Here is a 25,661-nt window from a genome sequence, read left to right as displayed (position 1 = left end):
GCGAACGCGCAGCCCGTCCGCGCCCTGTCACGCCTCCTGAACATCCACGACGCCCGGAAGGCTCTTGAGCGCGCGCCGGATCTCGGCGCTGGCGGCGATCCTGCGGCCGATGTCCACCTCGACCTCGCCCGGCAGACCCTCGCCGATGAGGCACAGCTTGAGCGGCCCCGGCCGGTGGCCGGCGACCTGCGCCACCGGCTCGTCGATCAGGCCCGCCACCGCCTGGATCGCCTCGGGGGCCTCGACGAAGATGCGAAGGCCCGTGGCGCCTGCCTGCGCCACCTCGCCCTCGGCACGCATCACCCCACGGCCCAAAAGCTTGAGCTGATCCGCCTCGAGCGTCGCCTCGACACGCACCACCACCTTCCCCCCCGGCTCCAGCAGTTCGCGCGCGGCCTCCAGCGCCTCGGAGAAGAGCGTGACCTCGTAGGCGCCCGTCGGGTCCGAGAGCTGGACGAAGGCGAAGCGATTGCCGCGCGCCGACTTGCGCTCCTGCCGGCCGGCGACGACGCCGGCCATCTTCACAACGCAGGGGCCGCGCTGCACGCGCTCCTGCACCTCCTCGAGGGTCAGCACGTCGCGCCGGCGCAGCGCCGCCATGTCGTCGTCGAGCGGGTGTCCGGACAGGTAGAACCCCACCGCCGCGAACTCCTCCGCCAGCCGCTCGGCGGGCAGCCAGTCGGGCACATTGGCCAGCCGCGGCTCGGGCAGGTCGTCGCCCGCCTCGCCGAAGAGCGATACCTGCGCCGAGGTCTTCTGCTCGATCACGGCCGCAGAGTAGGCCATGAGCGCGTCGAGGCTCTCCAGCACGCGGCGGCGGTTGGGGTCGAGCGCGTCGAAGGCGCCCGCGCGCGCCAGCATCTCCAGAGGGCGCTTGCCGATCCGCTTGAGCTCCACCCGCCGCGCGACATCGAAGAGCGAGGCGAAGGGCGTCTCGCCCCGCCCCTCCACGATGAGCCGCATCGCGTCCACGCCGACGTTCTTGAGCGCGCCCAGCGCATAGACCAGCCGCCCCTCGCGCACGGTGAAGGTCGCCTCGGAGCGGTTCACGCAGGGCGGTTCCCACGGGAGCTTCAGGCCCTTGGTCACCTCCTCGAAGTAGACGGCGAGCTTGTCGGTCAGGTGGATGTCGCAGTTCATGACGCCGGCCATGAACTCGACCGGGTGGTTGGCCTTGAGCCAGGCGGTCTGGTAGCTGACGACGGCGTAGGCGGCGGCGTGGGACTTGTTGAAGCCGTAGTTGGCGAACTTGTCGAGGAGGTTCCAGACCTCGAGCGCCTTGGCTTCGTCCACGCCGTTCTTCTTCGCGCCCTCGAGGAAGAGCGGGCGCTGCTTGTCCATCTCGGCCTGGATCTTCTTGCCCATGGCGCGGCGTAACAGGTCGGCTTCGCCAAGGCTGTATCCCGCCATCTCCTGCGCGATCTGCATCACCTGTTCCTGGTAGACGATGATGCCCTGCGTCTCGTCGAGGATGTGGTCGATGGACGGGTGGATCGATTCGCGCTCGCGCAGGCCGTTCTTGACCTCGCAGTACTTGGGGATGTTCTCCATCGGGCCGGGGCGGTAGAGCGCCACCAGCGCGACGATATCCTCGATGCAGGTGGGCTTCATGCGCTTGAGCGCATCCATCATCCCTGAACTTTCCACCTGGAACACCGCGACGGTGCGCGCCTTGGCGTAGAGCTCGTAGGTCTTTTCGTCGTCGAGCGGGATCTGCCCGATGTCGTTCTCGGCCCCCTCGAAGGGTTCGTAGATGGTGCTGCCGTCGGCGGCCGTGTGCAGGTCGCGGCCCGAGGCGTGGATCAGGTCGATGGCGTTCTGCACGACCGTCAGCGTCTTGAGGCCGAGGAAGTCAAACTTCACCAGTCCGGCCTGCTCCACCCACTTCATGTTGAACTGGGTGGCCGGCATCTCGGAGCGCGGATCCTGATAGAGCGGCACCAGCTCGTCGAGCGGCCGGTCGCCGATCACCACGCCGGCCGCGTGGGTGGACGCGTTGCGCAGCAGCCCCTCGAGCTGCATCCCGTATTTCAGCAGGCGGTCCACCACCTCTTCGGATTTCGCCGCCTCGGCGAGGCGTGGCTCGTCCTTCAGCGCCTGTTCGATGCTGACAGGCTTCACGCCCTCGACGGGGATCAGCTTGCTGAGCTTGTCCACCTGCCCGTAGGGCATCTGTAGCACGCGGCCCACGTCGCGCACGGCGGCCTTGGAGAGCAGCGCGCCGAAGGTGATGATCTGGGCCACCTTGTCGCGGCCGTATTTCTCCTGAACGTAGTCGATGACCTCCTCCCGCCGGTCCATGCAGAAGTCGATGTCGAAGTCCGGCATGGAGACCCGCTCGGGATTCAGGAACCGCTCGAAGAGCAGCGAGTAGCGCAGCGGGTCGAGGTCGGTGATGGTGAGCGCATAGGCCACGAGGCTGCCCGCGCCGGAGCCGCGGCCGGGGCCCACGGGGATGTCGCGCGCCTTCGCCCACTTGATGAAGTCCGCGACGATCAGGAAATAGCCGGGAAAGCCCATCCCCTCGATGATGCCCAGCTCGAACTCCAGCCGCTTCTCGTAGTCCTCGACCGGCGCCGCGTGCGGGATCACGGCGAGACGCGCGGCCAGCCCCTCCTTCGCCTGCCGGCGGAGCTCCTCCACCTCGTCCTCGGCGAAACGCGGCAGGATCGGGTCGCGTTTTTCGGCGGCGTAGGCGCAGCGGCGGGCGATCTCGACGGTGTTCTCGATCGCCTCGGGCAGGTCGGCGAAGAGCGCGGCCATCTCCTGCGGCGTCTTGAACCGGTGCTGCGGCGTGAGGCGAGGGCGCGGCGCGGACTGGTCCACATAGGCGCCCTCGGCGATGCAGATCAGCGCGTCGTGCGCCTCGTAGTGCTCTTCCCTGACGAAATGCACGTCGTTCGTGGCCACCAGCGGCAGATCCATGGCGTAGGCCATCTCGACGAAGCCGCGCTCCGTCGCCCGCTCGGGCGCCCAGAGGCCTCCGTCCTCGGGATGACGCTGAAGCTCGATGTAGAGCCGCGTGGGGTAGGCCGCCGCGAGGCGGCGGATCAACGTCTCCGCCTCGGCGCGCTTGCCCTCCTGCAGGAGCCGGCCCGCCGGACCGTCCGGCCCGCCACTCAGGCAGATGAGCCCTTCGGCGTAGCGTTCCAGTTCCTCGACCGTCACATGCGGCTCCTGCCCGTCGCCGCGCAGGTAGAGGCAGGAGTTGAGCTTCATGAGGTTCATGTAGCCCGCCTCGGACTGCGCCAGCAGCACCACGGCGCCGGGCCGATCGAGGCTCTGGCGCTGGCCCGGCCGCTCCTCGCGCGGCAGCGCCACGGGCACCTCGCAGCCGATGATCGGCTGGATGCCCGCGCCCATCGCGGCCACCGAAAACTCCAGCGCGCAGAACATGTTGGCTGTATCGGTCACGGCCACGGCAGGCATCCCCGCCTGCCGGCAGAGCTCGGGCAGCTTCTTCAGCCGCACGGCGCCTTTCAGAAGCGAGTATTCGGTATGCAGGCGGAGGTGGACGAAGCGCGGCTCTGTCATGGGCCAAGCCTAGCCTGCCCGGAGTCGGCGCACAATCGGCGACGCAGGGGCCGTCAGCGATGCGCCGCCATCGCCCGCCGCGCAGGCACTTCGCGCCAATCGATGCCGCCGGCGCGTCACGCCGATTGCGGAGCGCCGCCGCCTTCGGCTAAAGCGGACGGGTGCGCGAGCGGGGGACGGCAGCGGCATGACGCGACAGGCCGAGCAGGTGTTGAGCCTCGAAGGGCTGACCAAGGCCTATCCCGGCGTGCTCGCCTGCGACGATATTTCCTTTTCGATCGGACGCGGCGAGATCCACGCCCTGCTGGGCGAGAACGGCGCAGGCAAGTCCACGCTCGTCAAGATGATCTACGGGCTCGTCGCCCCGGATTCGGGACGCATGACGCTCGAGGGCCGCCCCTTCGCCCCGCCCGAGCCACGCGCCGCGCGTGCGGCGGGCGTGGCGATGGTCTTTCAGCACTTTTCGCTCTTCGACGCGCTGAGCGTCGCCGAGAACATCGCTCTGGGCATGGAGGAGGCACCGCCGCCGCGCCGGCTGGCCGCGCGCATCCGCGAGGTCTCGGAACTCTACGGCCTGCCGCTCGACCCGGCGCGCACCGTGGGCACGCTCTCGGCCGGCGAGCGGCAGCGGGTGGAGATCGTGCGCTGCCTGCTTCAGGAGCCCCGGCTGCTCATCATGGACGAGCCGACCTCGGTGCTCACGCCGCAGGAGGTGGAGATCCTGTTCGAGACGCTGCGCCGGCTGGCGCAGGACGGCACCGCGATCCTCTACATCTCGCACAAGCTCGAGGAGATCCGCGCGCTCTGCGACAGCGCCACGATCCTGCGCCGCGGCCAGGTGGTGGCCACCTGCACGCCCGCCGAGACGACGGCGCGCGAGATGGCAGAGATGATGGTGGGCGCGAGTTTCGCCGCCGTCGAGCGCGCCCCGCGCGCGACCGGCGAGGTGGTGCTGGAGGCGCGCGGGCTTTCCGCGCCCGCACCCGGCGCCTTCGGCACGCCCCTGCGCGACATCAGCTTCTCGCTGCGCGCGGGCGAGGTGCTGGGCCTCGGCGGCGTGGCGGGGAACGGGCAGGACGAGCTTCTCGCGGCGCTGGCGGGCGAGCGTCCGTCGCCGCGCGGGATGCTCTTTCTCGACGGGCAGGACATCGGGCGCCTGGGTCCGCAGACCCGCCGCGCGCAGGGGCTGGCCACCGCGCCCGAAGAGCGGCTGGGCCACGCCGCGGCCCCCGAGATGAGCCTGACGGAGAACGGTCTTCTGACCGCGGCGCAAAGCCGCGGTCTGCTCCGGCGCGGCTTCATCGACTGGCCGGGGGCCAGACGTTTCGCCGAGGCGGTCATCTCCCGCTTCGACGTGCGCACGCCGGGGCCGCAGGCTGCCGCGCGGGCGCTGTCGGGCGGCAACCTGCAGAAATTCGTCATCGGGCGCGAGATCGCGCAGAGGCCGCGGGTGCTCGCGGTCAACCAGCCGACCTGGGGCGTCGACGCGGCCGCCGCGGCGGCGATCCGGCAGGCGCTTCTCGACATGGCGGCCCAGGGCGCGGCGATTCTCGTCATCAGCCAGGACCTGGACGAGCTCTTCGAGGTGGCCGACAGGTTCGGCGCGCTGGTGGGCGGGCGGCTGAGCGAGATCCGCCCGATGGCCGAGCTGAGCCTCGAGCGCGTGGGGCTGATGATGGGCGGCGCCCACGACATGGAGGTGGCGCATGTGGGCTGAGTGGTGCGCGCCGCCGCGGCCCGTGCGCCCGGGGCCGGCGCCGCATGGGTATTTGGGGACCATTGAAAGGGCGGGCGCAGCCCGCGCGAAGAGGGACCGTCAGGGACCGATGAGCGCCGCGGCGCGCCGCAGGGGGGCGCGGGCATGATCGCGCTCGAGAAGCGCCCGCAGCCCTCGCGGCTCTGGCGGGCGGCGACGCCGTTGCTGGCGGTCGCGCTGACCATGCTGGCGGGCGGCGTGATGTTCGCGGCCCTCGGCGCCGACCCGGTGGAGGCGATCCGCGTGATCTTCTGGGATCCGCTCTTCGACCCCGACTTCGCCGCCTATTCCCGCCCGCAGCTCCTGGTGAAGGCCGGGCCGCTCATCCTGATCGCGATCGGGCTGGCGATCGGCTTCCGGTCGGGCGTGTGGAACATCGGCGCCGAGGGGCAGTACATCATGGGCGCGATCTGCGGCGCGGGCGCCGCGCTCGCGCTCTACCCGGCCGAGACGCGCGCGATCCTGCCGCTGGCCGTGCTCGCGGGCGCACTGGGCGGCTGGGCCTGGGGCATGATCCCCGCGCTTCTGAAGGTCCGCTTCGGCACCAACGAGATCCTGGTGTCGCTGATGCTCGTCTATGTCGCCGAATCGATCCTGGCCTCCGTGAGTTCGGGGCTTCTGCAGAACCCCGAGGGCATGGGCTTTCCGGGCTCGCGCAACCTCGCCCAATGGGATGCGGCCGCCAACCGCGAGCTGATCGCGGGCACCGGCATGCACTGGGGGGTGCTCACGGCCTTCGTCGCGGTGATCGCGGCCTATGTCCTGATGAGCCGTCACATCCTCGGCTTCCAGCTGCGCCTGTCCGGCGAGGCGCCGCGTGCGGCGCGCTTCGCGGGCGTCGTGCCGGGGCGGGTGGTCGTGATCTGTTTCGCGATCTCGGGCGCCCTGGCCGGCATGGCCGGCTTCTTCGAGGTGGCGGGGCCGGCGGGACAGATCAGCATCGACTTCGGCTCGTTCTACGGCTTCACGGCGATCATCGTGGCCTTCCTCGGGCGTTTGCATCCGGTGGGCATCCTGCTCGCGGGGCTGCTGATGGCGTTGACCTACATCGGCGGCGAGCTCGCGCAGCTGATGCTGGGTCTGCCCGCCGCGGCGATCCAGCTCTTCCAGGGCATGCTGCTCTTCTTCCTGCTCGCGACGGATGTCTTCGTGAACTACCGGCTGCGGCTGGGCCGGCGGGAGGCCGCCTGATGGACCTGACCGCGATCCAGCCCGCGATCCTGATCGCCTCGCTGATGGTTTCCTCCACGCCCATCCTGCTGGCCGCGCTGGGCGAGATGGTGGTCGAGCGCGCGGGCGTGTTGAACCTGGGCGTCGAGGGGATGATGATCACCGGCGCGGTGGCGGGCTTCGCCGTGGCGATCAATTCGGGCAGTCCCGCGCTGGGATTCCTCGGCGCGGCGGCGGCGGGGGCCGCGCTGTCGCTGGCCTTCGCGGTGCTCACGCAGCTTCTGCTGTCCAACCACGTGGCGACGGGGCTCGCGCTGACGCTGGCGGGGCTGGGGCTCTCGGCGCTGGTCGGCAAGCCCTACGAGGGGATGAAGGCGCCCAGCCTGCCGAAGCTCGACCTCGGGCCGCTGGCGGAGATCCCGTTTTTCGGCCGCGTTCTCTTCTCGCACGACGTCATGGTCTATCTCAGCCTCGCGCTGGTCGCCGGCGTCTGGGCCTTCCTGCGCTACACGCGCGCCGGGCTCATCCTGCGCGCGGTGGGCGAGAGCGCCGAGGCGGCCCACGCGCTGGGCTATCACGTGATCCGGGTGCGGATCCTGGCCATCCTCTTCGGCGGCGCCCTCGCGGGGCTGGGCGGGGCCTACATCAGCCTTGTGCGCGTGCCGCAATGGACCGAAGGCATGACGGCCGGGGCGGGCTGGATCGCGCTCGCCATCGTGGTCTTCGCCTCCTGGCGGGCGGGCTGGGTGCTGGTGGGCGCCTACCTTTTCGGCGGCGTCACTGTCCTGCAGCTCAACCTGCAGGCCGCGGGCGCCGCCGTTCCGGTCGCGCTCTTGTCGGCTTCGCCCTATCTGGTAACGATCCTCGTGCTGGTGATCATCTCGGCAAGGGGCCTGCAGGGCGCGCCCGCCGCCCTGGGCCGCAGTTTCCACGCCTCGGGCTAGGCCGGGGCCGACCGCCGCGCGCCCGCGGCGCGATACGTTCAACAGAAGGGGGTATCCCATGCATCGCAGAACGCTTCTTTCCACCGCTGCCGCGCTGGCGATGGGCCTGGGCCTGCCGGCCGCGGCGCAGGACGATCCGATGAAGATCGGCTTCATCTACGTCGGCCCGATCGGCGACGGCGGCTGGACCTATACGCACAACCAGGGCCGCCTCGCCGTCGAGGAGCACTTCGGCGACGCGGTCGAGACCGTCTATCAGGAAAGCGTGCCCGAGGGCGCGGACGCGGTGCGGGCGATGACGCAGATGGCGCTGTCGGGCGCCGACATGATCTTCGCCACCTCCTTCGGCTACATGGACCAGGTGCTCGAGGTGGCCGAGAAGTTCCCCGAGGTGAAGTTCGAGCACGCCACCGGCTACAAGCGCGCCGACAACGTCTCGACCTATTCGGCGCGCTTCTACGAGGGCCGGGCGGTGCAGGGCCACATCGCCGGCCGGATGACCGACACCAACGTGATCGGCTACATCGCCTCCTACCCGATCCCGGAAGTGATCCGCGGCATCAACTCGGCCTATATCCACGCCAAGAAGGCCAACCCCGACGTCGAGTTCCGCGTCGTCTGGGCCTACACCTGGTTCGACCCCGCGAAAGAGGCCGACGCGGCCACCGCGCTTATCGAACAGGGGGCCGATGTGATCCTGCAGCACACCGACTCCACCGCGCCGCTCGCCGCCGCCGAGGCGGCCGGCGACGTGATCGGCTTCGGGCAGGCCTCGGACATGGCCGAATACAAGCCGTCCCCCCGCGTCTCCTCGATCCTCGACATCTGGGGTCCCTACTACATCGACCGTATCCAGGCGGCGATGGACGGTACATGGGAGAGCCAGGACACCTGGCACGGCATCGGCGACGGCATGGTCGGCATCGGCGAGATCACCGACGCGGTGCCCGCAGAGGTGCGCGAGGAGGCGCTGGCGCTCAAGGAGTCGATCGCGTCGGGCGAATATCACCCCTTCACCGGACCGATCAATCGCCAGGACGGCAGCCCCTGGCTGGCCGACGGCGAGACGGCCGACGACGGCACGCTCCTGGGCATGGACTTCTATGTCGAGGGGCTGACCGGCGAGATCCCGAACTGAAGACCGCGCCGCCCCGGCACAAATGTCGGGGCGGCCCTGCCCGCGGGCGGAGCGCTGCGATCGCCGCTATCGCTTTGGTCGTTGCCGCGCCGCCCGCCCCCTTCCGCCCCGCGGCGCCGCGTGCCATCTTCCGCGCCATGACAGCGATCACCTCTCCTGACGGCACACCTGCGAGCCGCTTCGCCTTCGGCGCCATGCAGTTCGGCGGCCGCGCGGACGAGGCCGCCTCGGCCGCGATGTTCGAGGCCGCGCTCGCCGCCGGCATAACCCATTTCGACACCGCCTGGATCTATACCGACGGCCGGTCGGAGGAGATCCTGGGCCGCCTCGCCCGGCCGCACCGCGACCGGCTGACCATCGCCACCAAGGCGGGCTACGCGGGCGGCGCCGGGCCGGACAACCTGCAGGCCCAGTTCGACGCGAGCCGCCGCAGGCTGGGCATGGACCGGGTCGAGATCCTCTATCTGCATCGCTTCGACCCCGAGACGCCGCTCGCGCGAACGATGGACTGGCTGGCCGAGACCCAGGCCGCCGGCGGCTTCGCCCATGTCGGCCTGTCGAACTTCGCCGCCTGGCAGGTGATGAAGGCGCAAGCCCTCGCCGCCGAGCGTGGCACGCGCATCGACGTGATCCAGCCGATGTACAATCTCGTCAAACGCCAGGCCGAGGTCGAACTGCTGCCGATGTGCATGGCGGAAGGCATCCTGCCGGTGCCCTACTCACCGCTGGGCGGCGGGCTGCTCACCGGCAAATATGCGCGCGCAGGCGCGAGCGGGCGGCTTACCGAACAGGAGAACTACGGCCGGCGCTACCGCCTGCCCTGGATGCATGACGCGGCCGTCGTGCTCGGCGATCTCGCCGAGGAGCTGGGCACCCACCCCGCCACGCTCGCCGCGGCCTGGGTCGCCGCGCACCCCGCCCGGCCTGTGCCCATACTCTCGGCCCGCTCCGCGGAACAGCTCGCCCCCTCGCTCGACGCGCTGGCCTATCCGATGGATGCAGCCCTGCGCGCACGGCTCTCCGCGCTCGCGCCCGCGCCGCCGCCCGCCACCGACCGGCTGGAGGAACAGGAATGACCCGACGCCTCGATCTGCCCGACAGCGCCTCTGTCGCCACACCCGGCGCGGGCGGCAAGCTCACCGCGCCCTCCGCCGAGCGCAACGCAGGCCCGATCTGCGACCTCGTCGCGGCGTATGGTCCCGAAGAGGGCCGCGCACTCGAGCTCGCCTCGGGCACGGGGCAGCACGCCGTCGCCCTCGCCCGCCGCCTGCCGGCGCTCGACTGGCAGCCGAGCGAGATCGACGCGGAACGCCGCGCCTCGATCCGCGCATGGGCGGCGGAGGCGCAGCTGCCCAATCTCCGCGATCCGGTCGAGATCGACGCCGCGACCCCGGGCTGGGCGGCACGGCATGGCCCCGCCGACCTGATCCTGCTCGTCAACCTCTTCCATCTGATCCCGGAGGCCGACGCGCGCACCATCGTCGCAGAGACCGCGCAGGCGCTCGCCGCCGGCGGCACCTTCATCCTTTACGGGCCATTCATGCGCGGCGGCGAGCTCACCTCCGAGGGCGATCGCAGCTTCCACGCGCGCCTCGCGGCGCAGGATCCGGAAATCGGCTACAAGGACGATTTCGACGTTGTGGACTGGCTGCACGCGGCAGGCCTCACGCTCGACGCGCTCGTCGAGATGCCGGCCAACAATCTCGCCTTCGTCGCGCGGCGGCCCGGCTGACCCATCGCTTGTCCGCCGTCAATGCGCAGCCGCCCGCGGCCCTCCACGCTCGCGGCACGGCTTTGGCGGAAGGAGATCGACATGAAGGGTTCGGCCATCATCATGGCGGCGGCAGTCGCCGCGCTCGGCACCTGCGCGGCGGCGCAGGACATGAGCCTCGGCGAGGCGGAATACATGAACAGCTGCGCGAAGTGCCATGGCGCCGACGGAACCGGCGACGGGGTGCTCGCCGGCTACCTCAACACCCCGATGCCCGACATCACGCAGCTTCAGGCCAACAACGGCGGCGTGTTCCCGGTCAGCCGCATCTACGACGTGATCGAGAATTCGGTCGAGGTCGCGGGTCACGGCTCCTCGGACATGCCGGCGTGGGGGATGCGCTACAAGTATCGCGCCGACGATGCACTGGGCGAATACGCCGGGCTCCCCGAGCGCGAGGCCTTTATCCAGACGCGGATTCTCGCGCTCATCGAGCACCTCTCGTCGCTGCAGGCGGATTGAGCCGGTAGGCCGCCGGCCGGCTCATCCGGCCGGCCGCGCGAGCCCGCGTGCGACGACGAGGAAGGCCCCGGCGAGCAGCGCGGGAAGCACGAAGATCTTGAACACGAAGACCGCGAGGATCGCGATGAAGCTGCCGATCAGCTCGTCGCCCCGCTCGTAGATCCGCCCGGCCAGCGCGGTGTAGTCGGCAATCCGGTCGAACTGGCGGCGCATCGCCTCCCAGTATCCCTCGTCGTCCTCGGCGACGGGCGCCTCGATCTCGACGCCGCCGGCGATCTCGGACACCACGGCGCTGTGCCGGTCCCAGACATCCTGCGTCAGCCGGTCGGCAACCAGCGCGGAGAGGACGAAGGCCGCCGGCAGCGCCAGGGCGAGAAATCCGCCGTAGGACAAGAGGCGCCGCCCCACCCCGGCCACTCCGCCGGTGATCGCGTGGATGGCAAGCGCGGCGGCCACCATGGACCAGCCCACCGCCCAGACCGGGCCCATAGCGACGGCAAGCACGCCGGTCAGAACCATCACCCCGAAGACGACCCCGGCGATCCGCTCCACGGTGTCGTCCACCGGCTCCAGCACCTTGAGCGGCTGCGCGCTGCCCTCGACGATCAGCCCCGCGCCGACCTCGACCTCCTGCGCGCTCGACAGCACCGCGTTCAGCGTCCGCAGGGTGACGTAGACCGCCGCGCTGGCCGCCGCCACCTCTCCGGCGTAGCCCTCAGCGCCCTGCGTCGCCGGGTTCTCGCGCCAGAGCATCGCCACCGCCAGCGCGAGCACCGCCAGCAGGGCAAGCGCCCAGCGCCGCAGGCCCGCGCCGCCCCGCCCCGTCCCGTAGCTGCTGCCCATCGCCCTCGCTCCCGCTGCCCGCGCACAAGATGCCCTCGCGCGGAACGGCCCTCAACCCGCGACGGACCGCCCCTTCCTCTTGCCCGAAATACCCCGGGGGTGTGGGGGCAGCGCCCCCACAGGCACGCAGTGCCAGAGAACACGCGCGCGGCACGCGCGCGCCGTCAGGAAAGGCGCGGTCAGCCGTCGGCGCGGATGCGGGCGTTCTCCGGGTCGTAGGGGCTGTCGGGCTGCACCTCGGCGTCCCAGAGCCCGTCGAGCATCTTCACCTTCAGCTTCGTGCCGGGCGCTGCCTGCTCCGGGCGGACGTAGCCCATCCCGATGGACTTGCCGAAGGCCACCGAGTAGCCGCCCGAGGTCAGCCGCCCGACGCGCTCCTCGCCCGCGTAGAGCGCCTCGCGCCCCCAGGGGTCGGCGTCCTCCGGCCCGTCGATCAGCACGGTGACGCATTTCGAGCGGATGCCGGTCGCCTCCATCGCCGCCTTTCCGCGGAAGTCCTTGGAGAGGTCCACGAAGCGCGGCAGGTCGGCCTCGAGCGGCGTGGCGTCGCGGCCGAGCTCATGGCCGAACGCGCGGTAGCTCTTCTCCTGCCGGAGCCAGTTCTGCGCCCGTGCGCCCACGAGCTTCAGCCCGTGCGTCTCGCCCGCCCCCTCCAGCAGGTCGAAGAGGTAGTTCTGCATCTCGATCGGGTGATGCAGCTCCCAGCCGAGCTCGCCGGTGTAGGCCACGCGGATCGCGCGCACAGGGCACATGCCAAGCTCGATGGTCCGCATCGAAAGCCACGGGAACCGCTTGTTGCCGAGCACACTCGCGGGGTCCGCGTCCTTCACCACCTCGCGCAGCAGATCGCGGGATTTCGGGCCCGCCACGGCGAAGACGCCCCATTGCGTCGTGACGTCGTGGACGTCGATCCAGCCGAAGCGGTCGCGCCCCTCCTCGGCGGCCTGGCGCAGCCAGTCGCCGTCATAAGCCGTCCAGGCGCCGGCGGAGACGAGGTAGTATTCGTCCTCGGCCAGCCGGACGATTGTGTATTCCGTCCGCGTGGTCCCCGCCTCGGTGAGCGCATAGGTCAGGTTGATGCGCCCCACCTTCGGCAGGCGGTTGCAGGTCAGCCAGTCGAGGAAGGCCGTCGCCCCCGGCCCGCGGACGAGGTGCTTGGTGAAGGCCGAAGCGTCGATCAGGCCGACGCCCTCGCGGATCGCCTTGGCCTCTTCGACCGCGTATTGCCACCAGCCGCCGCGTCGGAAGCTGCGGGCCTCGTGGTCGAAATCCTCGGGCGCGTCCAGCGGGCCGAAGTAGTTCGGCCGCTCCCAGCCGTTGACCTGCCCGAACTGCGCGCCGCGCGCCTTCATGCGGTCGTAGGCGGGCGCCGTGCGCAGCGGCCGGCAGGCCGGGCGCTCCTCGTCCGGGTGATGCAGGATATAGACGTGCTCGTAGGCCTCCTCGTTCTTGCGGGCGGCGTATTCGGTGGTCATCCAGTCGCCGTAGCGGCGCGGGTCGAGGCTCGCCATGTCGATCTCGGCCTCGCCGTGTACCATGACGTCGGCCAGATACTTGCCCGTGCCGCCCGCCGCCGTGATGCCGAAGCTGAAGCCCTCGGCGAGCCACATGTTGCGCAGCCCCGGCGCGGGCCCGACCAGCGGGTTGCCGTCGGGGGTGTAGCAGATCGGGCCATTGTAGTCGTCCTTGAGCCCAACCTCCTCGGACGAGGGGATCCGGTGGATCATCGACATGTATTCCTCCTCGATCCGCTCGAGGTCGAGGGGGAAGAGGTCCGCGCGGAAGCTGTCGGGCACGCCGTATTCGAAGCGCGCCGGGGCGTTCCGCTCATAAGGGCCGAGGATCCAGCCGCCGCGCTCCTCGCGGACGTACCACTTGGCGTCGGCGTCGCGCAGGACCGGGTGCTCGGGGTTGGACTTGCGCCACTCCACCAGCGCCGGGTCGGGCTCGGTGACGATGTACTGATGCTCGACCGGGATCGCCGGCATCTTGATGCCCAGCAGCCGCGCGGTGCGCTGGGCGTGGTTGCCCGTGGCGGTGACCACGTGCTCGGCCTTCACGACGACCTGCTCCTCCGAGGGCACGAGGTTGCCGCCCTTTTCCACCATCTTCGTGCAGGTGACCTCCCAGTGGTCGCCGGCCCAGGCGTAGCCGTCCACCTGCCACCTGCGCTCGATCGTCACGCCGCGCTGGCGCGCGCCCTTGGCCATCGCCTGCGTCACGTCGGCGGGGTTTATGTAGCCGTCCTCGGGGTGGAAGATCGCGCCCTTCAGATCCTCGGTGCGCACCAGCGGCCAGCGCTCCTTGATCTCGGCAGGAGTCAGCCACTCGTAGTGGATGCCCACGGTCTCGGCCGTCGAGGCATAGAGGCGGTATTCGTCCATCCGTTCGTCGGTCTGCGCCATGCGCAGGTTGCCCACCACGTAGAAGCCGGCGTTGAGGCCCGTCTCCTCCTCCAGGGTCTTGTAGAACTTCACGCTGTAGTCGTGGATGTGGCTGACCGCGTAGGACATGTTGAACAGCGGCAGGAGCCCCGCGGCATGCCAGGTCGATCCCGAGGTAAGCTCGTCGCGCTCGAGCAGCATCACCTCGGACCAGCCGGCGCGCGCGAGGTGATAGGCGATGGAGGCGCCGATGGCGCCGCCGCCCACGACGAGGGCCTTCACGTCAGTCTTCATCTCGGGCCGTCTCCCTTCTGCGTTCGGCCCCGTGCTTACTCCTGCAGCCGGCCGGCGCGCGCGACTGCCCCGACGCCTCGAGGCGGGAAAGCGACATGCGGGCCGCACGCGGAAAGGTGCCGGTCGCGCGAGTGGCCGCCCTTTCGCCGACTGCGCTGTCGCCCTATAAGGGCGCACCGCCCGCGCCGGAGAATCGCGGGTCTTCGGGGTATGGCGAGCGGGGTCGACGAGCGCGAATGTTTGGACTGGCGAATCTCACGGGCATCTTCTCGCAGGACATGGCCATCGACCTCGGCACCGCGAACACGCTGGTCTATGTCAAGGGCCGCGGCGTGATCCTGTCGGAACCCTCGGTCGTCGCCTATCACGTCAAGGACGGGGTCAAGAAGGTTCTGGCCGTGGGCGAGGACGCGAAGCTGATGCTGGGCCGCACCCCCGGCTCGATCGAGGCCATCCGCCCCATGCGCGAGGGCGTGATCGCCGACTTCGACGTGGCCGAGGAGATGATCAAGCACTTCATCCGCAAGGTCCACAAGCGCTCGACCTTCTACAAGCCCAAGGTGATCGTCTGCGTGCCCCACGGCGCGACGCCGGTGGAGAAGCGGGCGATCCGTCAGTCGGTGCTGAGCGCGGGCGCGCGCAAGGCAGGCCTGATCGCGGAACCCATCGCGGCGGCCATCGGCGCGGGGATGCCGATCACCGATCCCACCGGCAGCATGGTCGTGGACATCGGCGGCGGCACGACCGAGGTGGCGGTGCTCTCGCTCGGCGACATCGTCTATGCCCGCTCGATCCGCGTGGGCGGCGACCGCATGGACGAGGCGATCGTGAGCTACCTGCGCCGCCAGCAGAACATCCTGGTGGGCGAGGCGACGGCAGAGCGCATCAAGACCTCGATCGGCACCGCGCGGATGCCCGACGACGGGCGCGGTGCCTCGATGCAGATCCGGGGCCGTGACCTGCTGAACGGGGTGCCCAAGGAGACCGAGATCAACCAGGCGCAGGTCGCCGAGGCGCTGGCAGAGCCCGTGCAGGCGATCTGCGAGGCGGTGATGACCGCGCTCGAGGCCACGCCGCCCGACCTTGCCGCGGACATCGTGGACCGGGGCGTGATGCTGACCGGGGGCGGTGCTCTGCTGGGCGATTTGGACCTTGCCCTGCGCGAGCAGACCGGGCTTGCGGTGAGCATCGCGGACGAAAGCCTCTCCTGCGTCGCGCTCGGCACCGGCAAGGCGCTGGAATACGAAAAGCAGCTGCGCCACGCCATCGACTACGACAGCTGAGCCGTCTGCGCCGCCCGAGTTGATTTTGCCGATTGGCAGGACGTGGTTAGATAGGACGCAGGAGCGCAGCGCGGCAGAGGGCGACCGGGCTTGGCACGCGACAGGAGCACGTCGGAGGATTTCGCGACACCGCTGAAGCGACTGCTTCTCGCGGTGCTGGTGCTGTGCCTCGTCGCGATCTTCATCCTCTGGCGGATCGATTCCCCCCGGGTCGAGCGCTTCCGCGCACAGGTCGTGGACGCGGTGATGCCCAGCTTCGACTGGGCGATGGCGCCTGTGACGGCGACGATCGACCTCGCCCGCGATTTCCGCAGCTACCAGCGTATTCACGAACAGAACCGAGAGCTCCGGCGCGAGCTTCAGCAGATGCGCGCCTGGAAGGAGGCCGCGCTCCAGCTCGAGCAGGAGAATGCGCGCCTGCGCGACCTCAACAACCTCGCGCTCGATCCGCAGCTCACGCATGTCACGGGCGTCGTGCTGGCCGATTCGGGCTCGCCCTTCCGCCAGTCGGTCCTGATCAACGTGGGCGCGCATGACGGGATCGTGGACGGCTGGGCCACGATGGACGGCCTCGGCCTTGTCGGGCGCATCTCTGGCGTGGGCGAGACGGTGAGCCGGGTGATCCTGCTGACCGACAGCTCGTCGCGCATCCCGGCAATCATTCAGCCCTCCGGTCAGCGCGCCATGGTCGTGGGCGACAACAGCGCCGCACCGCTGCTCGACTTCGTCGAGAACGCCGAGGCGGTGCGTCCGGGCGACAGGCTCGTGTCCTCGGGTGACGGCGGCGTCTTTCCGCCGGGACTGCTGATCGGGCAGGTCGCCGAAGATCCGCAGGGGCGGCTGCGCGTGCGCCTCGCGGCGGACTACTCGCGGCTCGAGTTCCTGCGCGTCCTGCGGCATCACGGCACGCCCGCCGTCGAGGGGCCGGGCGCCCTAATCCTGCCGCAGGATCTTGCAGAGGCCGAGGAGCCCGGCGATGGCTGAGGCGGCGGGGAGCGGACTCTGGCTGCGGCGCGCGCTTTTCGTGGCGCTGGCCGTGGGCGTGATCTTCTTTGCCCTCCTGCCGCTCGGCAACGCCGCGCCGCGGTGGGCGCCGCCGGACCTGCTGCTGGCGCTCTGCCTCGTCTGGTCCGCGCGGCGGCCCTCCTACGTCCCTGCGCTCTCGATCGCCTTCGTCGCGCTGCTGGCCGATTTGCTTTACCAACGGCCGCCCGGCCTCTACGCGGCCCTGACCCTCGTGGGCTGCGAGTATCTCAAGACCCGCGCGACCATGCTCAGGGATTCGGGATTCTGGATGGAATGGGCGACCGCCGGGGCGGTCATCATCCTGATCGCCTTCGGCTACCGGGTGGTGCTCGCGCTGCTGGCCGTGCCGCAGCCGCCCCTGGGTCTCAGCCTGATGCAGGCCTTCGCGACGGTCGCGGTCTACCCGGCCGTCGTCGTCGTATCGCACGTGGTGTTCGGTCTGCGCCGACCCACTGCCTCGGATCCCTCCGGCACGAGGCTGGGAACATGAGGCGAAGCCCGAAAGAGACCGAGACCAGCGTTCGCCGGGTCAGCAGGCGCGGCCTCATGGTCGCCGGCCTTCAGGCCGGGTTCATGAGCCTCCTGGCGCTGCGGCTGCGCCACATGCAGGTCGAGCAGGCCGACGCGTTCCGCCTGCTGGCCGAAGAGAACCGGATCAACATCCGCCTGATCCCGCCCCGCCGCGGGCGTATCTTCGACCGGCAGGGGCGGCTCATCGCGGGCAACGAGCCCTCCTACCGCATCACCGTGGTGCGCGAGGACGCCGGCGACGTGGCGGAGGTGCTGGCCCGGCTGGCCCACATCGTGCCGCTCACGCAGGACGATATCGACCGCGTGCTCGCCGAGACGGCGCGCTCGGCCCCCTTCCTGCCGGTGACGGTCGCCGACCGCGTGAGCTGGGAGGACATCAGCCGCGTGGCGGTCAACGCACCCGCGTTGCCGGGCATCACCCCCGAAGTGGGCCAGTCGCGCGTCTATCCGATGGGGCACGATTTCGCGCATGTGGTGGGCTATGTCGGGCCGGTCAGCGAGCGCGACCTCGAGCGCTACGCAGATCCCGCGCCGATCCTGCGCATCCCCCGCTTCCAGGTCGGCAAGGTCGGGGTCGAGGCGCGCTACGAAGAGCATCTGCGCGGCCGTGCCGGCACCCGCCGCGTCGAGGTCAACGCGGTCGGCCGCGTCATGCGCGAGCTCGACCGGCAGGAGGGCGAACCCGGCGCCGACATCCAGCTTACCGTCGATCACCGGCTTCAGAACTACGTGCGCGCGCGGCTGGGTCAGGAAAGCGCGAGCGTCGTCGTGATGGACGTGGCCAACGGCGATCTCCTGTCCATCGTCTCCGCGCCCTCCTACGATCCCAACAAGTTCGTGCGCGGCATCTCGGTCGACGATTACGCTGTGCTGCGCGACAACGAGCGCCGCCCGCTGGCGTCCAAGACGGTGCAGGACGCCTATCCGCCCGGCTCCACCTTCAAGATGGTAACGGCGCTCGCGGCGCTCGAGGCGGACGTGATCACCCCGGACGAAACCGTCTGGTGCCCCGGCCACATGGAAGTGGGCGGCCGCCGCTTCCACTGCTGGAAGCGCGTGGGCCACGGCCACATGGACCTCGAGTCGGGTCTGCGCGAAAGCTGCGACGTCTATTTCTACGATCTCGCGCTGAAGGTCGGCATCGACAACATCGCCGCCATGGCGCGGCGGCTGGGGCTGGGCCACGCCTTCGACATTCCGATGTCCGCGGTGGCCGACGGCCTGATTCCCGACCGCGAATGGAAGGCGCGCACGCGCAACGCAGAGTGGCGGATCGGCGACACGGTGAACGCCTCCATCGGGCAGGGCTACGTGCTCTCGTCGCCGCTGCAGCTCGCGGTGATGACGGCACGACTCGCCACCGGGCGCGACCTCGCGCCACGGCTGGTGAAGTCGGTGAACGGGGTCGAGACGGCGCCGCGCACGGGTGCCCCTCTGGGGCTCAACGAGAACCACCTGCGCCGCATCCGTCAGGCGATGTTCACCGCCACCAACAACCGCCGGGGCACCGCCTACAGCTCGCGCATCGTGGCCGAGGCGATGGCCATGGCCGGCAAGACCGGCACCAGCCAGGTTCGAAACATCACCGCGGCGGAGCGCCGCGCCGGCGTGATCCGCAACGAGGATCTGCCCTGGAACCGCCGCGACCACGCGCTGTTCGTCAATTTCGCGCCCTTCGAGGCGCCGCGCATCGCGGTCTCGGTGGTGGTCGAGCACGGCGGCGGCGGCTCGGCGGCCGCGGCCCCGATCGCGCGCGACGTGACGCTTCAGGCGCTCTACGGCGGCGATCCCCCGCTCGAGGCCTATCCCAGCGCCGACCGCTCGCGCATCCGCGCCCAGCAGGAGCGGCTCCGGCGCGAACGCGAGGCAGCCGAGGACGAGGACCGGAGCCGCGCATGAGCTATCTCGAGTATACCGTCAAGACGGTGCCCGCGGGCCCGCGCAAGCTCCTCTTCCTCAACTGGCCGCTCGCCGTGACGCTGATCGCCGTCGCGGGCATCGGAGCGGTGATGCTCTACTCGGTCGCCGGCGGGGACTTCTCACGCTGGGCCGAGCCGCAGCTCGTCCGCTTCACCGCCGGCTTCGGCCTCATGCTGATCGTGGCGATGGTGCCGATCTGGTTCTGGCGCAACATGTCGGTGCTGGCCTACACGATCTCGCTCGCGCTGCTCGTGGCGGTGGAGTTCGTGGGCGTCACCGGCATGGGCGCACAGCGCTGGATCGACCTGGGCGTCATGCGGCTGCAGCCCTCCGAGCTGATGAAGATCACGCTCGTGATGCTGCTGGCCGCCTATTACGACTGGCTGCCGGTGGCCAAGGCCTCGCGCCCGCTGTGGGTGCTGGTGCCCGTGCTGATCGTGCTGCTGCCCACCGCTCTCGTGCTGATCCAGCCCGACCTGGGCACCGCGCTGCTGCTGCTGATCGCCGGCGGGCTGGTGATGTTCATCGCCGGCGTGCACTGGGCCTATTTCGCCGGGGTGCTCGCGGCGGGTGCGGCGCTGGTCGCCACGGTGTTCCAGAGCCGCGGAACCGACTGGCAACTGCTCAAGGACTACCAGTTCCGCCGCATCGACACCTTTCTCGACCCCGCGACCGACCCGCTGGGCGCAGGCTATCACATCACCCAGTCGAAGATCGCACTCGGCTCGGGGGGCTGGACGGGCCGCGGGCTGATGCAGGGCACGCAGACCCGGCTCAACTTCCTGCCCGAAAAACACACGGACTTCATCTTCACCACGCTGGCGGAGGAACTGGGTTTCGTGGGCGGCGTCACGCTCCTGTTTCTCTACGCGCTGATCCTCGCCTTCTGCGTGATCAGCGCGCTGCAGCACCGCGACCGCTTCGCGCAGATCCTCGTCTTCGGCGTGGCCGTCACCTTCTTCCTGTTTTTCGCCGTGAACATGTCGATGGTCATGGGACTGGCACCCGTGGTGGGTGTCCCGCTGCCGCTGGTGAGCTATGGCGGCTCCGCCATGCTGGTGCTCATGCTGGGCTTCGGCCTGGTGCAGAGCGCCCATGTCCACCGGCCGCGTTGATCCCGCATCTCAGGAGAATCGCCTTGCCCGTCACCGTGCTCTTCGCTGCAAAATCCGAACGCTGGGAGGAATACGAGGCGCCCCTGCGCACGGCCCTCGCCGAAAAGGGCGTGACGGCCGACCTTGTCACAGAGGCCGCGCCGGAAACCGTCGACTACATCGTCTACGCGCCCAACTCCGGGCTCGACGACTTCCGCCCCTACACGCGGCTCAAGGCGGTCCTGAACCTCTGGGCCGGCGTCGAGGATGTGGTCGGAAACCCGACGCTCCGCGTGCCGCTCGCGCGCATGGTGGACGACGAAGGCCTCACGCAGGGCATGGTCGAATGGGTCACGGGCCATGTCCTGCGCCACCATCTCGGGATGGACCGGCACATCCTCGGCCAGGACGGCCTGTGGCGCACCGGCGCGCCGCCGCTGGCCTTCGACCGGCGCGTCACCATCCTCGGCCTCGGCGCGCTGGGCGCGGCCTGCGGGCAGGCGCTGGCCCGGCTGGGCTTTCCCGTGACGGGCTGGAGCCGCTCTCCGAAACAGGTCGAAGGGATCGACTGCCTCGCGGGCCCCGAGGGGCTCGACGCCGCGCTCGCCCGCGCCGACATCCTGGTGTTGCTGCTCCCGCTCACGCCCGAGACCGACACCCTGATGGATGCCGCCCGCCTCGCGCAGCTGCCCCGCGGCGCCGTGCTGATCAATCCCGGCCGCGGGGCGCTGATCGAGGACGAGGCGCTGATCGCGGCCCTCGACGCGGACCATCTCGCACACGCCACGCTCGACGTCTTCCGCGAGGAGCCCCTGCCGCCCGAGCATCCCTTCTGGCCGCACCCGAAGATCACCGTCACGCCGCATATCGCCTCGGAGACACGCGCGCCCTCCGCGGCCCGCGTCATCGCCGAGAACATCCGCCGCGCGGAAGCCGGCGCGCCGATGCTGCACCTCGTGGACCGCGAAAAAGGGTACTGAGCGGCCCCTGCGGCCGCGCGGACAGGATACTTCCTCTTGCCGGAAATACCCCTCGGGGGAGTCGGCGCAGCCGACGGGGGGCACCGCCCCCCGACCGCACGAAGTGCCAGAAGGTGTCGCGCCGCAGGCGCGCCATTCAGGGAACCCGCCGCAGGCGCGCCATTCAGGAAACCCGCCGCAGGCGCGCCATTCGGGGAACCCGCCGCTGATGCGCCGCGCGAGGAATACGCCGATAGCGCCCTCGCCCGAGGGGATCAGGCGAAGCGGTTGTCGCGGGGAAAGCCGCGCGGGGCCATGCGGCCGGCCGAGGCGCGCGCGCCCTGCCATTCCGAGAGGTCCGTCTCGCTCCGCGTGCGCCCGGCGGGATCCTTCCAGGCGAGACCCTGCGCCGCCTCGAAGGTCGTCGCGTCCGACAGCCCGCCGTCCTTGTACTTCTGCAGGCGCACGCCCTTGCCCCGGCCCATCTCGGGCAATTCGGAGAGCGGAAAGACCAGCATCTTGCGGTTCTCGCCCACCACAGCGACCATGTCGCCCGCCACGCGCCGGGCGACCTTCGCCACCGCAGGCGCACGCAGGTTCAGCACCTGCTTGCCCGCGCGCGTCTGCGCCACCACCTCGTCCTCCGGCGCGATGAAGCCGTCGCCCGTTGAGGACGCCACCAGCAGCTTGCCGCCGGGGCGGTGGATCAGCAGCGTCACGATGCCCGCCTCGTTGGGCAGGTCGACTGACAGGCGCACGGGCTCGCCCATGCCCCGGCCGCCGGGCAGGTTGGCGACCGACAGCGTGTAGGCCCGCCCGTTCGTGCCCATCAGGATCAGCCGGTCGGTCGTCTCGGCATGGAAGATGAAGCGCGGCCCGTCGCCGTCCTTGTATTTCAGCTCGCGATCCAGCGCGACGTGGCCCGACAGCGCCCGGATCCATCCCATCTGCGAGCAGACCACGGTGACCGGCTCCCGCTCGATCATCGCCTCCAGCGGCACCTCCTCGACTTCGCCGGCCTCGGCGAAGCCGGTGCGCCGCGCGCCGCCCTCGGCCCCTGCGCCGAAGTTCTTCTTCACCTCGCGGAGTTCTTCGGCGATCCGCTTCCACTGAAGCCCTTCGTCGTCGAGCAGATCCTCGAGCTCCGCGCGCTCCTCCATCAGACGGTCGCGCTCGGCGATCAGCTCCATCTCCTCGAGCCGGCGCAGGCTGCGCAAGCGCATGTTGAGGATCGCCTCGGCCTGGACATCCGAGAGCTTGCCCTCGTCGTAGCGGCGCGGCGCCTCTTCGGCACCCGGCACCGCCTCCGCGTCCGGCACCGCCTCAAGGCTGCCCGGATCGACGCCCGCGAGGGGCGAGACGTAATCCGCCTCCGATGTCGCGCGCGTGATCGTCGCCTGATGCGCGCGCGACCAGTCCTCGTACATGAGCGCGGCCTTGGGCGCGTCGTCGTAGCGGATGATGTCGATCACCCGGTCGAGGTTGAGGAAGGCCAGGATGAAGCCCTCGAGCACCTCGAGCCGGTGGTCGATCTTTCCCAGCCTGTGACGCGAGCGGCGCAGGAGCACCTCGCGCCGGTGGTCGAGAAAGGCGCGCAGCACGTCGCGGAGCGAGCAGACGCGCGGCGTCACCCCGTCGATCAGCACATTCATGTTGAGGGGAAACCGCACCTCGAGATCCGAGTTGCGGTACAGCAGTCCCATCAGCACGTCGGGGTCCACGTTGCGCGAGCGCGGCTCGAGCACGATGCGCACGTCGCCCGCGCTCTCGTCCCGGATGTCGGCCAGAAGCGGCACCTTCCGCGTCTGGATGAGTTCGGCGATCTTCTCGATCAGCTTCGATTTCTGCACCTGGTAGGGGATCTCGGTGACGACGATCTGCCACTGGCCGCGGCCCAGATCCTCGCGCTCCCAGCGCGCGCGCAGGCGGAACGCGCCGCGGCCCGTGCGGTAGGCTTCGGCGATGCTCTCGCGCGGCTCGACGATCACGCCACCGGTCGGGAAATCGGGGCCGGGAATGTAGTTGAGCAGGGTGTCGTCCCGCGCCTCGGGCGTCTTGATCAGATGCAGGCAGGCGTCGATCAGCTCGCCCAGGTTGTGCGGCGGGATATTGGTGGCCATGCCCACGGCGATGCCCGAGGCCCCGTTGGCCAGCAGGTTCGGAAAGGCCGCCGGCAAAACCGCCGGCTCACGCAGCGTGCCGTCGTAGTTGTCGCGGTAATCGACCGCGTCCTCGGCCAGCCCCTCCATCAGCGCCTCGGCCAGCACGGTCATCCGCGCCTCGGTGTAGCGGGAAGCGGCGGGGCTGTCGCCGTCGATGTTGCCGAAGTTGCCCTGCCCGTCCACCAGCCGGTAGCGCATGACGAAATCCTGCGCGAGCCGCGCCATCGCGTCGTAGATCGCGGCGTCGCCGTGCGGGTGGTAATTGCCCATCACGTCGCCCGCGATCTTCGCCGACTTGCGGAAGGCCCCGCCGGAACCCAGCCGCAGTTCACGCATTGCATAAAGGATGCGGCGCTGTACGGGCTTCAGCCCGTCGCGGGCATCCGGCAACGCGCGATGCATGATCGTCGAGAGCGCGTAGGTCAGATACCGCTCGCCCAGCGCCCGGCGCAGGGGCTCGGCGGCGGGCGGCAAGGGCTCTTTCGCATCGTCGCGGGGATCGTCCATGCGTCGGACATATCCGCGCCGCGCCGGCCGGTAAAGCCGGTTGGAGGAGGCCGCCGCTTCGTTGCGATTTCGCTTCGGCGAATCTGCAGAATCGCTTAAGAACCGACTCCGTGCCCGCTTTGCGCTGCCTTGGGCACGCGTCGGTACCAGGTTTGGGGGGTTGCGCCCATGTGGGGTTTCATCATCGCGACATTCGTGTTGCTCGCCGTGGTCTTCTATCAGGCGAGCGGCGGGGCCGATTACGCGCCGTCCGCCACGTCCATTCAAGCACAGGAACGCGCCCCAGGGCCCGAAGAGCGGGCCGAGCCCGCATCGAGCGGCGCCGTCGATCGCGTGCCCGCGGCGGCCGACGCCCCCACCTCTGGCGTGCCCCTGGCCTCTGCGCGCACCCAGCCCGAGCCGCCGCGCGGTTTCGATGCCCGGGAGCCGGGCGATGGCGGTCTCTTCACCCGGGTGGTCATGCCCTCGGGCGAGGTCGCGGCGCCGCAGGCCCCTACCGTCGCCACGCCTGTCGTCTCTGCCTCGGCCACCGACATACGGGCCGTCGACGCCGGCCGCGTCAACATGCGCGCGGGGCCGGGCACGGGCTACGGCGTCCTGGCCACCCTGTCGCGCGGCGACCGGGTCATCGTGCTCGACGACCCGGGACAGGGCTGGGTGAAGCTGCGGGTCGAGGACGGCGGCCGGGTGGGCTGGATGGCCGCCTCCCTGCTCGAGCCCATCGACTGAGGCGGTTGCACGTCTGGCCGCGGCGTCCTACCCCCGTCCCCGGGAAGGGACAGGGATGGCGCAGCGCAGGATCCTGATCACCGGCTGTTCGAGCGGCATAGGCCTCGATGCCGCACGGACGCTCGCAAAGCGCGGCTGGCGTGTCTTCGCGGCCTGCCGGACCGAGGCGGATTGCGCGCGGCTGCGCGCCGAAGGGTTTGAAAGCCCCCGCATCGACTACGAGGACGGCGCGAGCGTCGAGGCGGGATTGGCCGAGGTGCTCGCGGCCACCGACGGACGGCTCGACGCGCTCTTCAACAACGGCGCCTACGCGATTCCCGGCCCGCTGGAGGATGTGCCGACCGAGGCGATGCGCGCGATCTTCGAGGCCAATCTGCTGGGCTGGCACGATCTCACACGCCGCGTGCTGCCGGTGATGCGCGCACAGGGCGGCGGGCGGATCGTCAATTGTTCCTCGGTGCTGGGCTTCACCCCGGCGAAATGGCGCGGCGCCTATGTCGCCACGAAATTCGCGCTCGAGGGGATGACGGACGTGCTGCGTCTCGAGATGGCGGGCACCGGCATCCATGTCGTCCTGATCCAGCCCGGCCCGATCGACACGCCCTTCCGCGAGAACGCCGTGAAGCAGTTCGAGAAATGGATCGACTGGGAGAGCTCCCCGCGCGCCGACGACTACCGCGCCACCCTGCTCGACCGGCTCTACAAGGGGGCCGACATGCGCTCGTGGCCGGCCTCGGCGGTGACCGAGGCGCTGATCCGCGCGCTCGACAGCCCGCGCCCCCGCGCCCGCTACGCCGTGACCACGCCGACACGCGCCGCAGCGGTCGTGCGCCGCGCGCTGGGGGGGCGGCTGCTGGACCGCGTGCTGGATCGGTTGTGACGCGCGGGGTTCGCTTTTTCCCCGCAGTCCGCTATCTGCGCCCTTTGACTGCGATCGAAAGGACGGCTCATGGCTTCCGACCCGCTCTTCTACGTCATGGCGATCGCGATGCTCGCCGTGGTGGCGATCCTGCTCACCGGCATCGGCGGCTTCGCCCGCGGCGGGGAGTTCAACCGGAAATATGCCAACAAGCTGATGCGATGGCGGATCATCGCGCAATTCGTCGCCGTGATGCTGATCCTGCTGTTCGTCTGGCTGCGCGGAGGGAACTGAG

General features: G+C 70.2%; 20 protein-coding genes. 16 read left to right on the top strand and 4 right to left on the bottom strand.

Features of this window, described 5'->3' with window-relative positions; all coding sequences use genetic code 11:
• Window positions 1–27: 27 nt before the first annotated feature.
• Complete coding sequence (gene dnaE / locus DRV85_RS08700; RefSeq protein ID WP_113289051.1) at window positions 28–3,534, bottom strand: DNA polymerase III subunit alpha; 3,507 nt, start codon at window positions 3,532–3,534, stop codon at window positions 28–30.
• A 187-nt stretch (window positions 3,535–3,721) separates the two neighbouring features.
• On the opposite strand from dnaE, the gene DRV85_RS08695 reads away from it, so the two are divergent.
• The 7 genes from DRV85_RS08695 (at window position 3,722) to DRV85_RS08665 (ending at window position 10,775) form a co-directional block, all read left to right on the top strand.
• A complete protein-coding gene (locus tag DRV85_RS08695; protein ID WP_113289050.1) occupies window positions 3,722–5,251 on the top strand; it encodes an ABC transporter ATP-binding protein in 1,530 nt (509 codons plus the stop codon).
• Window positions 5,252–5,395: 144 nt separating this feature from the next.
• Complete coding sequence (locus tag DRV85_RS08690) at window positions 5,396–6,481, top strand: ABC transporter permease (protein ID WP_113289049.1); 1,086 nt, start codon at window positions 5,396–5,398, stop codon at window positions 6,479–6,481.
• Complete coding sequence (locus DRV85_RS08685) at window positions 6,481–7,404, top strand: ABC transporter permease (RefSeq protein WP_199525869.1); 924 nt, start codon at window positions 6,481–6,483, stop codon at window positions 7,402–7,404. Before DRV85_RS08690 ends, DRV85_RS08685 begins: the two co-directional genes overlap by 1 nt.
• Window positions 7,405–7,462: 58 nt before the next feature.
• Window positions 7,463–8,542: a BMP family ABC transporter substrate-binding protein gene (locus DRV85_RS08680; protein WP_113289048.1), complete on the top strand. Its 1,080-nt coding sequence runs from the start codon at window positions 7,463–7,465 to the stop codon at window positions 8,540–8,542.
• A 137-nt stretch (window positions 8,543–8,679) separates the two neighbouring features.
• Window positions 8,680–9,618: an aldo/keto reductase gene (locus DRV85_RS08675; RefSeq protein ID WP_113289216.1), complete on the top strand. Its 939-nt coding sequence runs from the start codon at window positions 8,680–8,682 to the stop codon at window positions 9,616–9,618.
• A complete protein-coding gene (locus tag DRV85_RS08670) occupies window positions 9,615–10,274 on the top strand; it encodes a DUF938 domain-containing protein (protein ID WP_113289047.1) in 660 nt (219 codons plus the stop codon). Before DRV85_RS08675 ends, DRV85_RS08670 begins: the two co-directional genes overlap by 4 nt.
• Before the next feature lie 81 nt (window positions 10,275–10,355).
• Window positions 10,356–10,775 (top strand): c-type cytochrome, encoded by a 420-nt coding sequence (locus DRV85_RS08665; protein ID WP_158540130.1) that lies wholly within the window; start codon window positions 10,356–10,358, stop codon window positions 10,773–10,775.
• Between the two features lie 21 nt (window positions 10,776–10,796).
• On the opposite strand, the gene DRV85_RS08660 is transcribed toward DRV85_RS08665, so the two are convergent.
• Together DRV85_RS08660 and DRV85_RS08655 are read right to left on the bottom strand one after the other, a co-directional pair.
• Entirely contained in the window at window positions 10,797–11,618 is an 822-nt protein-coding gene (locus DRV85_RS08660) for a hypothetical protein (protein ID WP_113289045.1), read from the bottom strand.
• 179 nt (window positions 11,619–11,797) lie between these two features.
• Window positions 11,798–14,296 carry a GcvT family protein gene (locus DRV85_RS08655; protein WP_113289044.1) on the bottom strand — a complete coding sequence of 833 codons (2,499 nt, stop codon included), beginning with the start codon at window positions 14,294–14,296 and terminating at the stop codon, window positions 11,798–11,800.
• Between the two features lie 236 nt (window positions 14,297–14,532).
• Here DRV85_RS08655 and DRV85_RS08650 point away from each other — a divergent pair, with 236 nt between their 5' ends.
• The 6 genes from DRV85_RS08650 (at window position 14,533) to DRV85_RS08625 (ending at window position 21,130) form a co-directional block, all read left to right on the top strand.
• The gene (locus tag DRV85_RS08650; protein WP_113289043.1) at window positions 14,533–15,579 is read left to right on the top strand and encodes a rod shape-determining protein; all 1,047 of its coding nucleotides are present in this window, start codon (window positions 14,533–14,535) and stop codon (window positions 15,577–15,579) included.
• A gap of 90 nt (window positions 15,580–15,669) precedes the next feature.
• Entirely contained in the window at window positions 15,670–16,563 is an 894-nt protein-coding gene (gene mreC / locus DRV85_RS08645; RefSeq protein WP_113289042.1) for a rod shape-determining protein MreC, read from the top strand.
• Window positions 16,556–17,095 carry a rod shape-determining protein MreD gene (locus DRV85_RS08640; RefSeq protein ID WP_113289041.1) on the top strand — a complete coding sequence of 180 codons (540 nt, stop codon included), beginning with the start codon at window positions 16,556–16,558 and terminating at the stop codon, window positions 17,093–17,095. Before mreC ends, DRV85_RS08640 begins: the two co-directional genes overlap by 8 nt.
• The gene (gene mrdA, locus DRV85_RS08635) at window positions 17,092–19,035 is read left to right on the top strand and encodes a penicillin-binding protein 2 (protein WP_113289040.1); all 1,944 of its coding nucleotides are present in this window, start codon (window positions 17,092–17,094) and stop codon (window positions 19,033–19,035) included. Before DRV85_RS08640 ends, mrdA begins: the two co-directional genes overlap by 4 nt.
• Window positions 19,032–20,171 carry a rod shape-determining protein RodA gene (gene rodA, locus DRV85_RS08630; protein ID WP_113289039.1) on the top strand — a complete coding sequence of 380 codons (1,140 nt, stop codon included), beginning with the start codon at window positions 19,032–19,034 and terminating at the stop codon, window positions 20,169–20,171. The genes mrdA and rodA overlap by 4 nt, the downstream gene beginning before the upstream one ends.
• 23 nt (window positions 20,172–20,194) lie before the next feature.
• On the top strand, window positions 20,195–21,130 hold the full coding sequence (locus DRV85_RS08625) for a 2-hydroxyacid dehydrogenase (protein WP_113289038.1): 936 nt from the start codon (window positions 20,195–20,197) through the stop codon (window positions 21,128–21,130).
• Window positions 21,131–21,384: 254 nt separating this feature from the next.
• Here DRV85_RS08625 and DRV85_RS08620 read toward each other — a convergent pair whose 3' ends face one another.
• Window positions 21,385–23,778 (bottom strand): DNA topoisomerase IV subunit A, encoded by a 2,394-nt coding sequence (locus tag DRV85_RS08620; protein WP_113289037.1) that lies wholly within the window; start codon window positions 23,776–23,778, stop codon window positions 21,385–21,387.
• A gap of 168 nt (window positions 23,779–23,946) precedes the next feature.
• On the opposite strand from DRV85_RS08620, the gene DRV85_RS08615 reads away from it, so the two are divergent.
• The 3 genes from DRV85_RS08615 (at window position 23,947) to DRV85_RS08605 (ending at window position 25,660) form a co-directional block, all read left to right on the top strand.
• Window positions 23,947–24,507: an SH3 domain-containing protein gene (locus tag DRV85_RS08615; RefSeq protein WP_113289036.1), complete on the top strand. Its 561-nt coding sequence runs from the start codon at window positions 23,947–23,949 to the stop codon at window positions 24,505–24,507.
• A gap of 55 nt (window positions 24,508–24,562) precedes the next feature.
• Window positions 24,563–25,387, top strand: a complete 825-nt coding sequence (locus tag DRV85_RS08610) for an SDR family NAD(P)-dependent oxidoreductase (protein WP_113289035.1) — start codon at window positions 24,563–24,565, stop codon at window positions 25,385–25,387.
• Between the two features lie 69 nt (window positions 25,388–25,456).
• Window positions 25,457–25,660, top strand: coding sequence for a twin transmembrane helix small protein (locus DRV85_RS08605; RefSeq protein WP_113289034.1), 204 nt, complete (start codon window positions 25,457–25,459; stop codon window positions 25,658–25,660).
• The last annotated feature ends 1 nt before the right edge of the window (window position 25,661 follow it).

Source organism: Rhodosalinus halophilus (assembly GCF_003298775.1).
Taxonomy (GTDB): domain Bacteria; phylum Pseudomonadota; class Alphaproteobacteria; order Rhodobacterales; family Rhodobacteraceae; genus Rhodosalinus; species Rhodosalinus halophilus.
This window is presented reverse-complemented; position numbering and strand designations above follow the sequence as displayed.

Excerpts from the sequence above, each read along its gene's own strand:
- DRV85_RS08685 (WP_199525869.1), top strand. The coding sequence starts at position 6,481 with ATGGACCTGACCGCGATCCAGCCCGCGATCCTGATCGCCTCGCTGATG.
- DRV85_RS08605 (WP_113289034.1), top strand. The coding sequence starts at position 25,457 with ATGGCTTCCGACCCGCTCTTCTACGTCATGGCGATCGCGATGCTCGCC.
- dnaE (WP_113289051.1), bottom strand. The coding sequence starts at position 3,534 with ATGACAGAGCCGCGCTTCGTCCACCTCCGCCTGCATACCGAATACTCG.
- rodA (WP_113289039.1), top strand. The coding sequence starts at position 19,032 with ATGAGCTATCTCGAGTATACCGTCAAGACGGTGCCCGCGGGCCCGCGC.
- DRV85_RS08640 (WP_113289041.1), top strand. The coding sequence starts at position 16,556 with ATGGCTGAGGCGGCGGGGAGCGGACTCTGGCTGCGGCGCGCGCTTTTC.
- DRV85_RS08615 (WP_113289036.1), top strand. The coding sequence starts at position 23,947 with ATGTGGGGTTTCATCATCGCGACATTCGTGTTGCTCGCCGTGGTCTTC.
- DRV85_RS08680 (WP_113289048.1), top strand. The coding sequence starts at position 7,463 with ATGCATCGCAGAACGCTTCTTTCCACCGCTGCCGCGCTGGCGATGGGC.
- DRV85_RS08650 (WP_113289043.1), top strand. The coding sequence starts at position 14,533 with ATGTTTGGACTGGCGAATCTCACGGGCATCTTCTCGCAGGACATGGCC.
- DRV85_RS08620 (WP_113289037.1), bottom strand. The coding sequence starts at position 23,778 with ATGGACGATCCCCGCGACGATGCGAAAGAGCCCTTGCCGCCCGCCGCC.
- DRV85_RS08670 (WP_113289047.1), top strand. The coding sequence starts at position 9,615 with ATGACCCGACGCCTCGATCTGCCCGACAGCGCCTCTGTCGCCACACCC.
- DRV85_RS08665 (WP_158540130.1), top strand. The coding sequence starts at position 10,356 with ATGAAGGGTTCGGCCATCATCATGGCGGCGGCAGTCGCCGCGCTCGGC.
- mrdA (WP_113289040.1), top strand. The coding sequence starts at position 17,092 with ATGAGGCGAAGCCCGAAAGAGACCGAGACCAGCGTTCGCCGGGTCAGC.
- DRV85_RS08655 (WP_113289044.1), bottom strand. The coding sequence starts at position 14,296 with ATGAAGACTGACGTGAAGGCCCTCGTCGTGGGCGGCGGCGCCATCGGC.
- DRV85_RS08660 (WP_113289045.1), bottom strand. The coding sequence starts at position 11,618 with ATGGGCAGCAGCTACGGGACGGGGCGGGGCGGCGCGGGCCTGCGGCGC.
- DRV85_RS08695 (WP_113289050.1), top strand. The coding sequence starts at position 3,722 with ATGACGCGACAGGCCGAGCAGGTGTTGAGCCTCGAAGGGCTGACCAAG.
- DRV85_RS08690 (WP_113289049.1), top strand. The coding sequence starts at position 5,396 with ATGATCGCGCTCGAGAAGCGCCCGCAGCCCTCGCGGCTCTGGCGGGCG.
- DRV85_RS08675 (WP_113289216.1), top strand. The coding sequence starts at position 8,680 with ATGACAGCGATCACCTCTCCTGACGGCACACCTGCGAGCCGCTTCGCC.
- DRV85_RS08610 (WP_113289035.1), top strand. The coding sequence starts at position 24,563 with ATGGCGCAGCGCAGGATCCTGATCACCGGCTGTTCGAGCGGCATAGGC.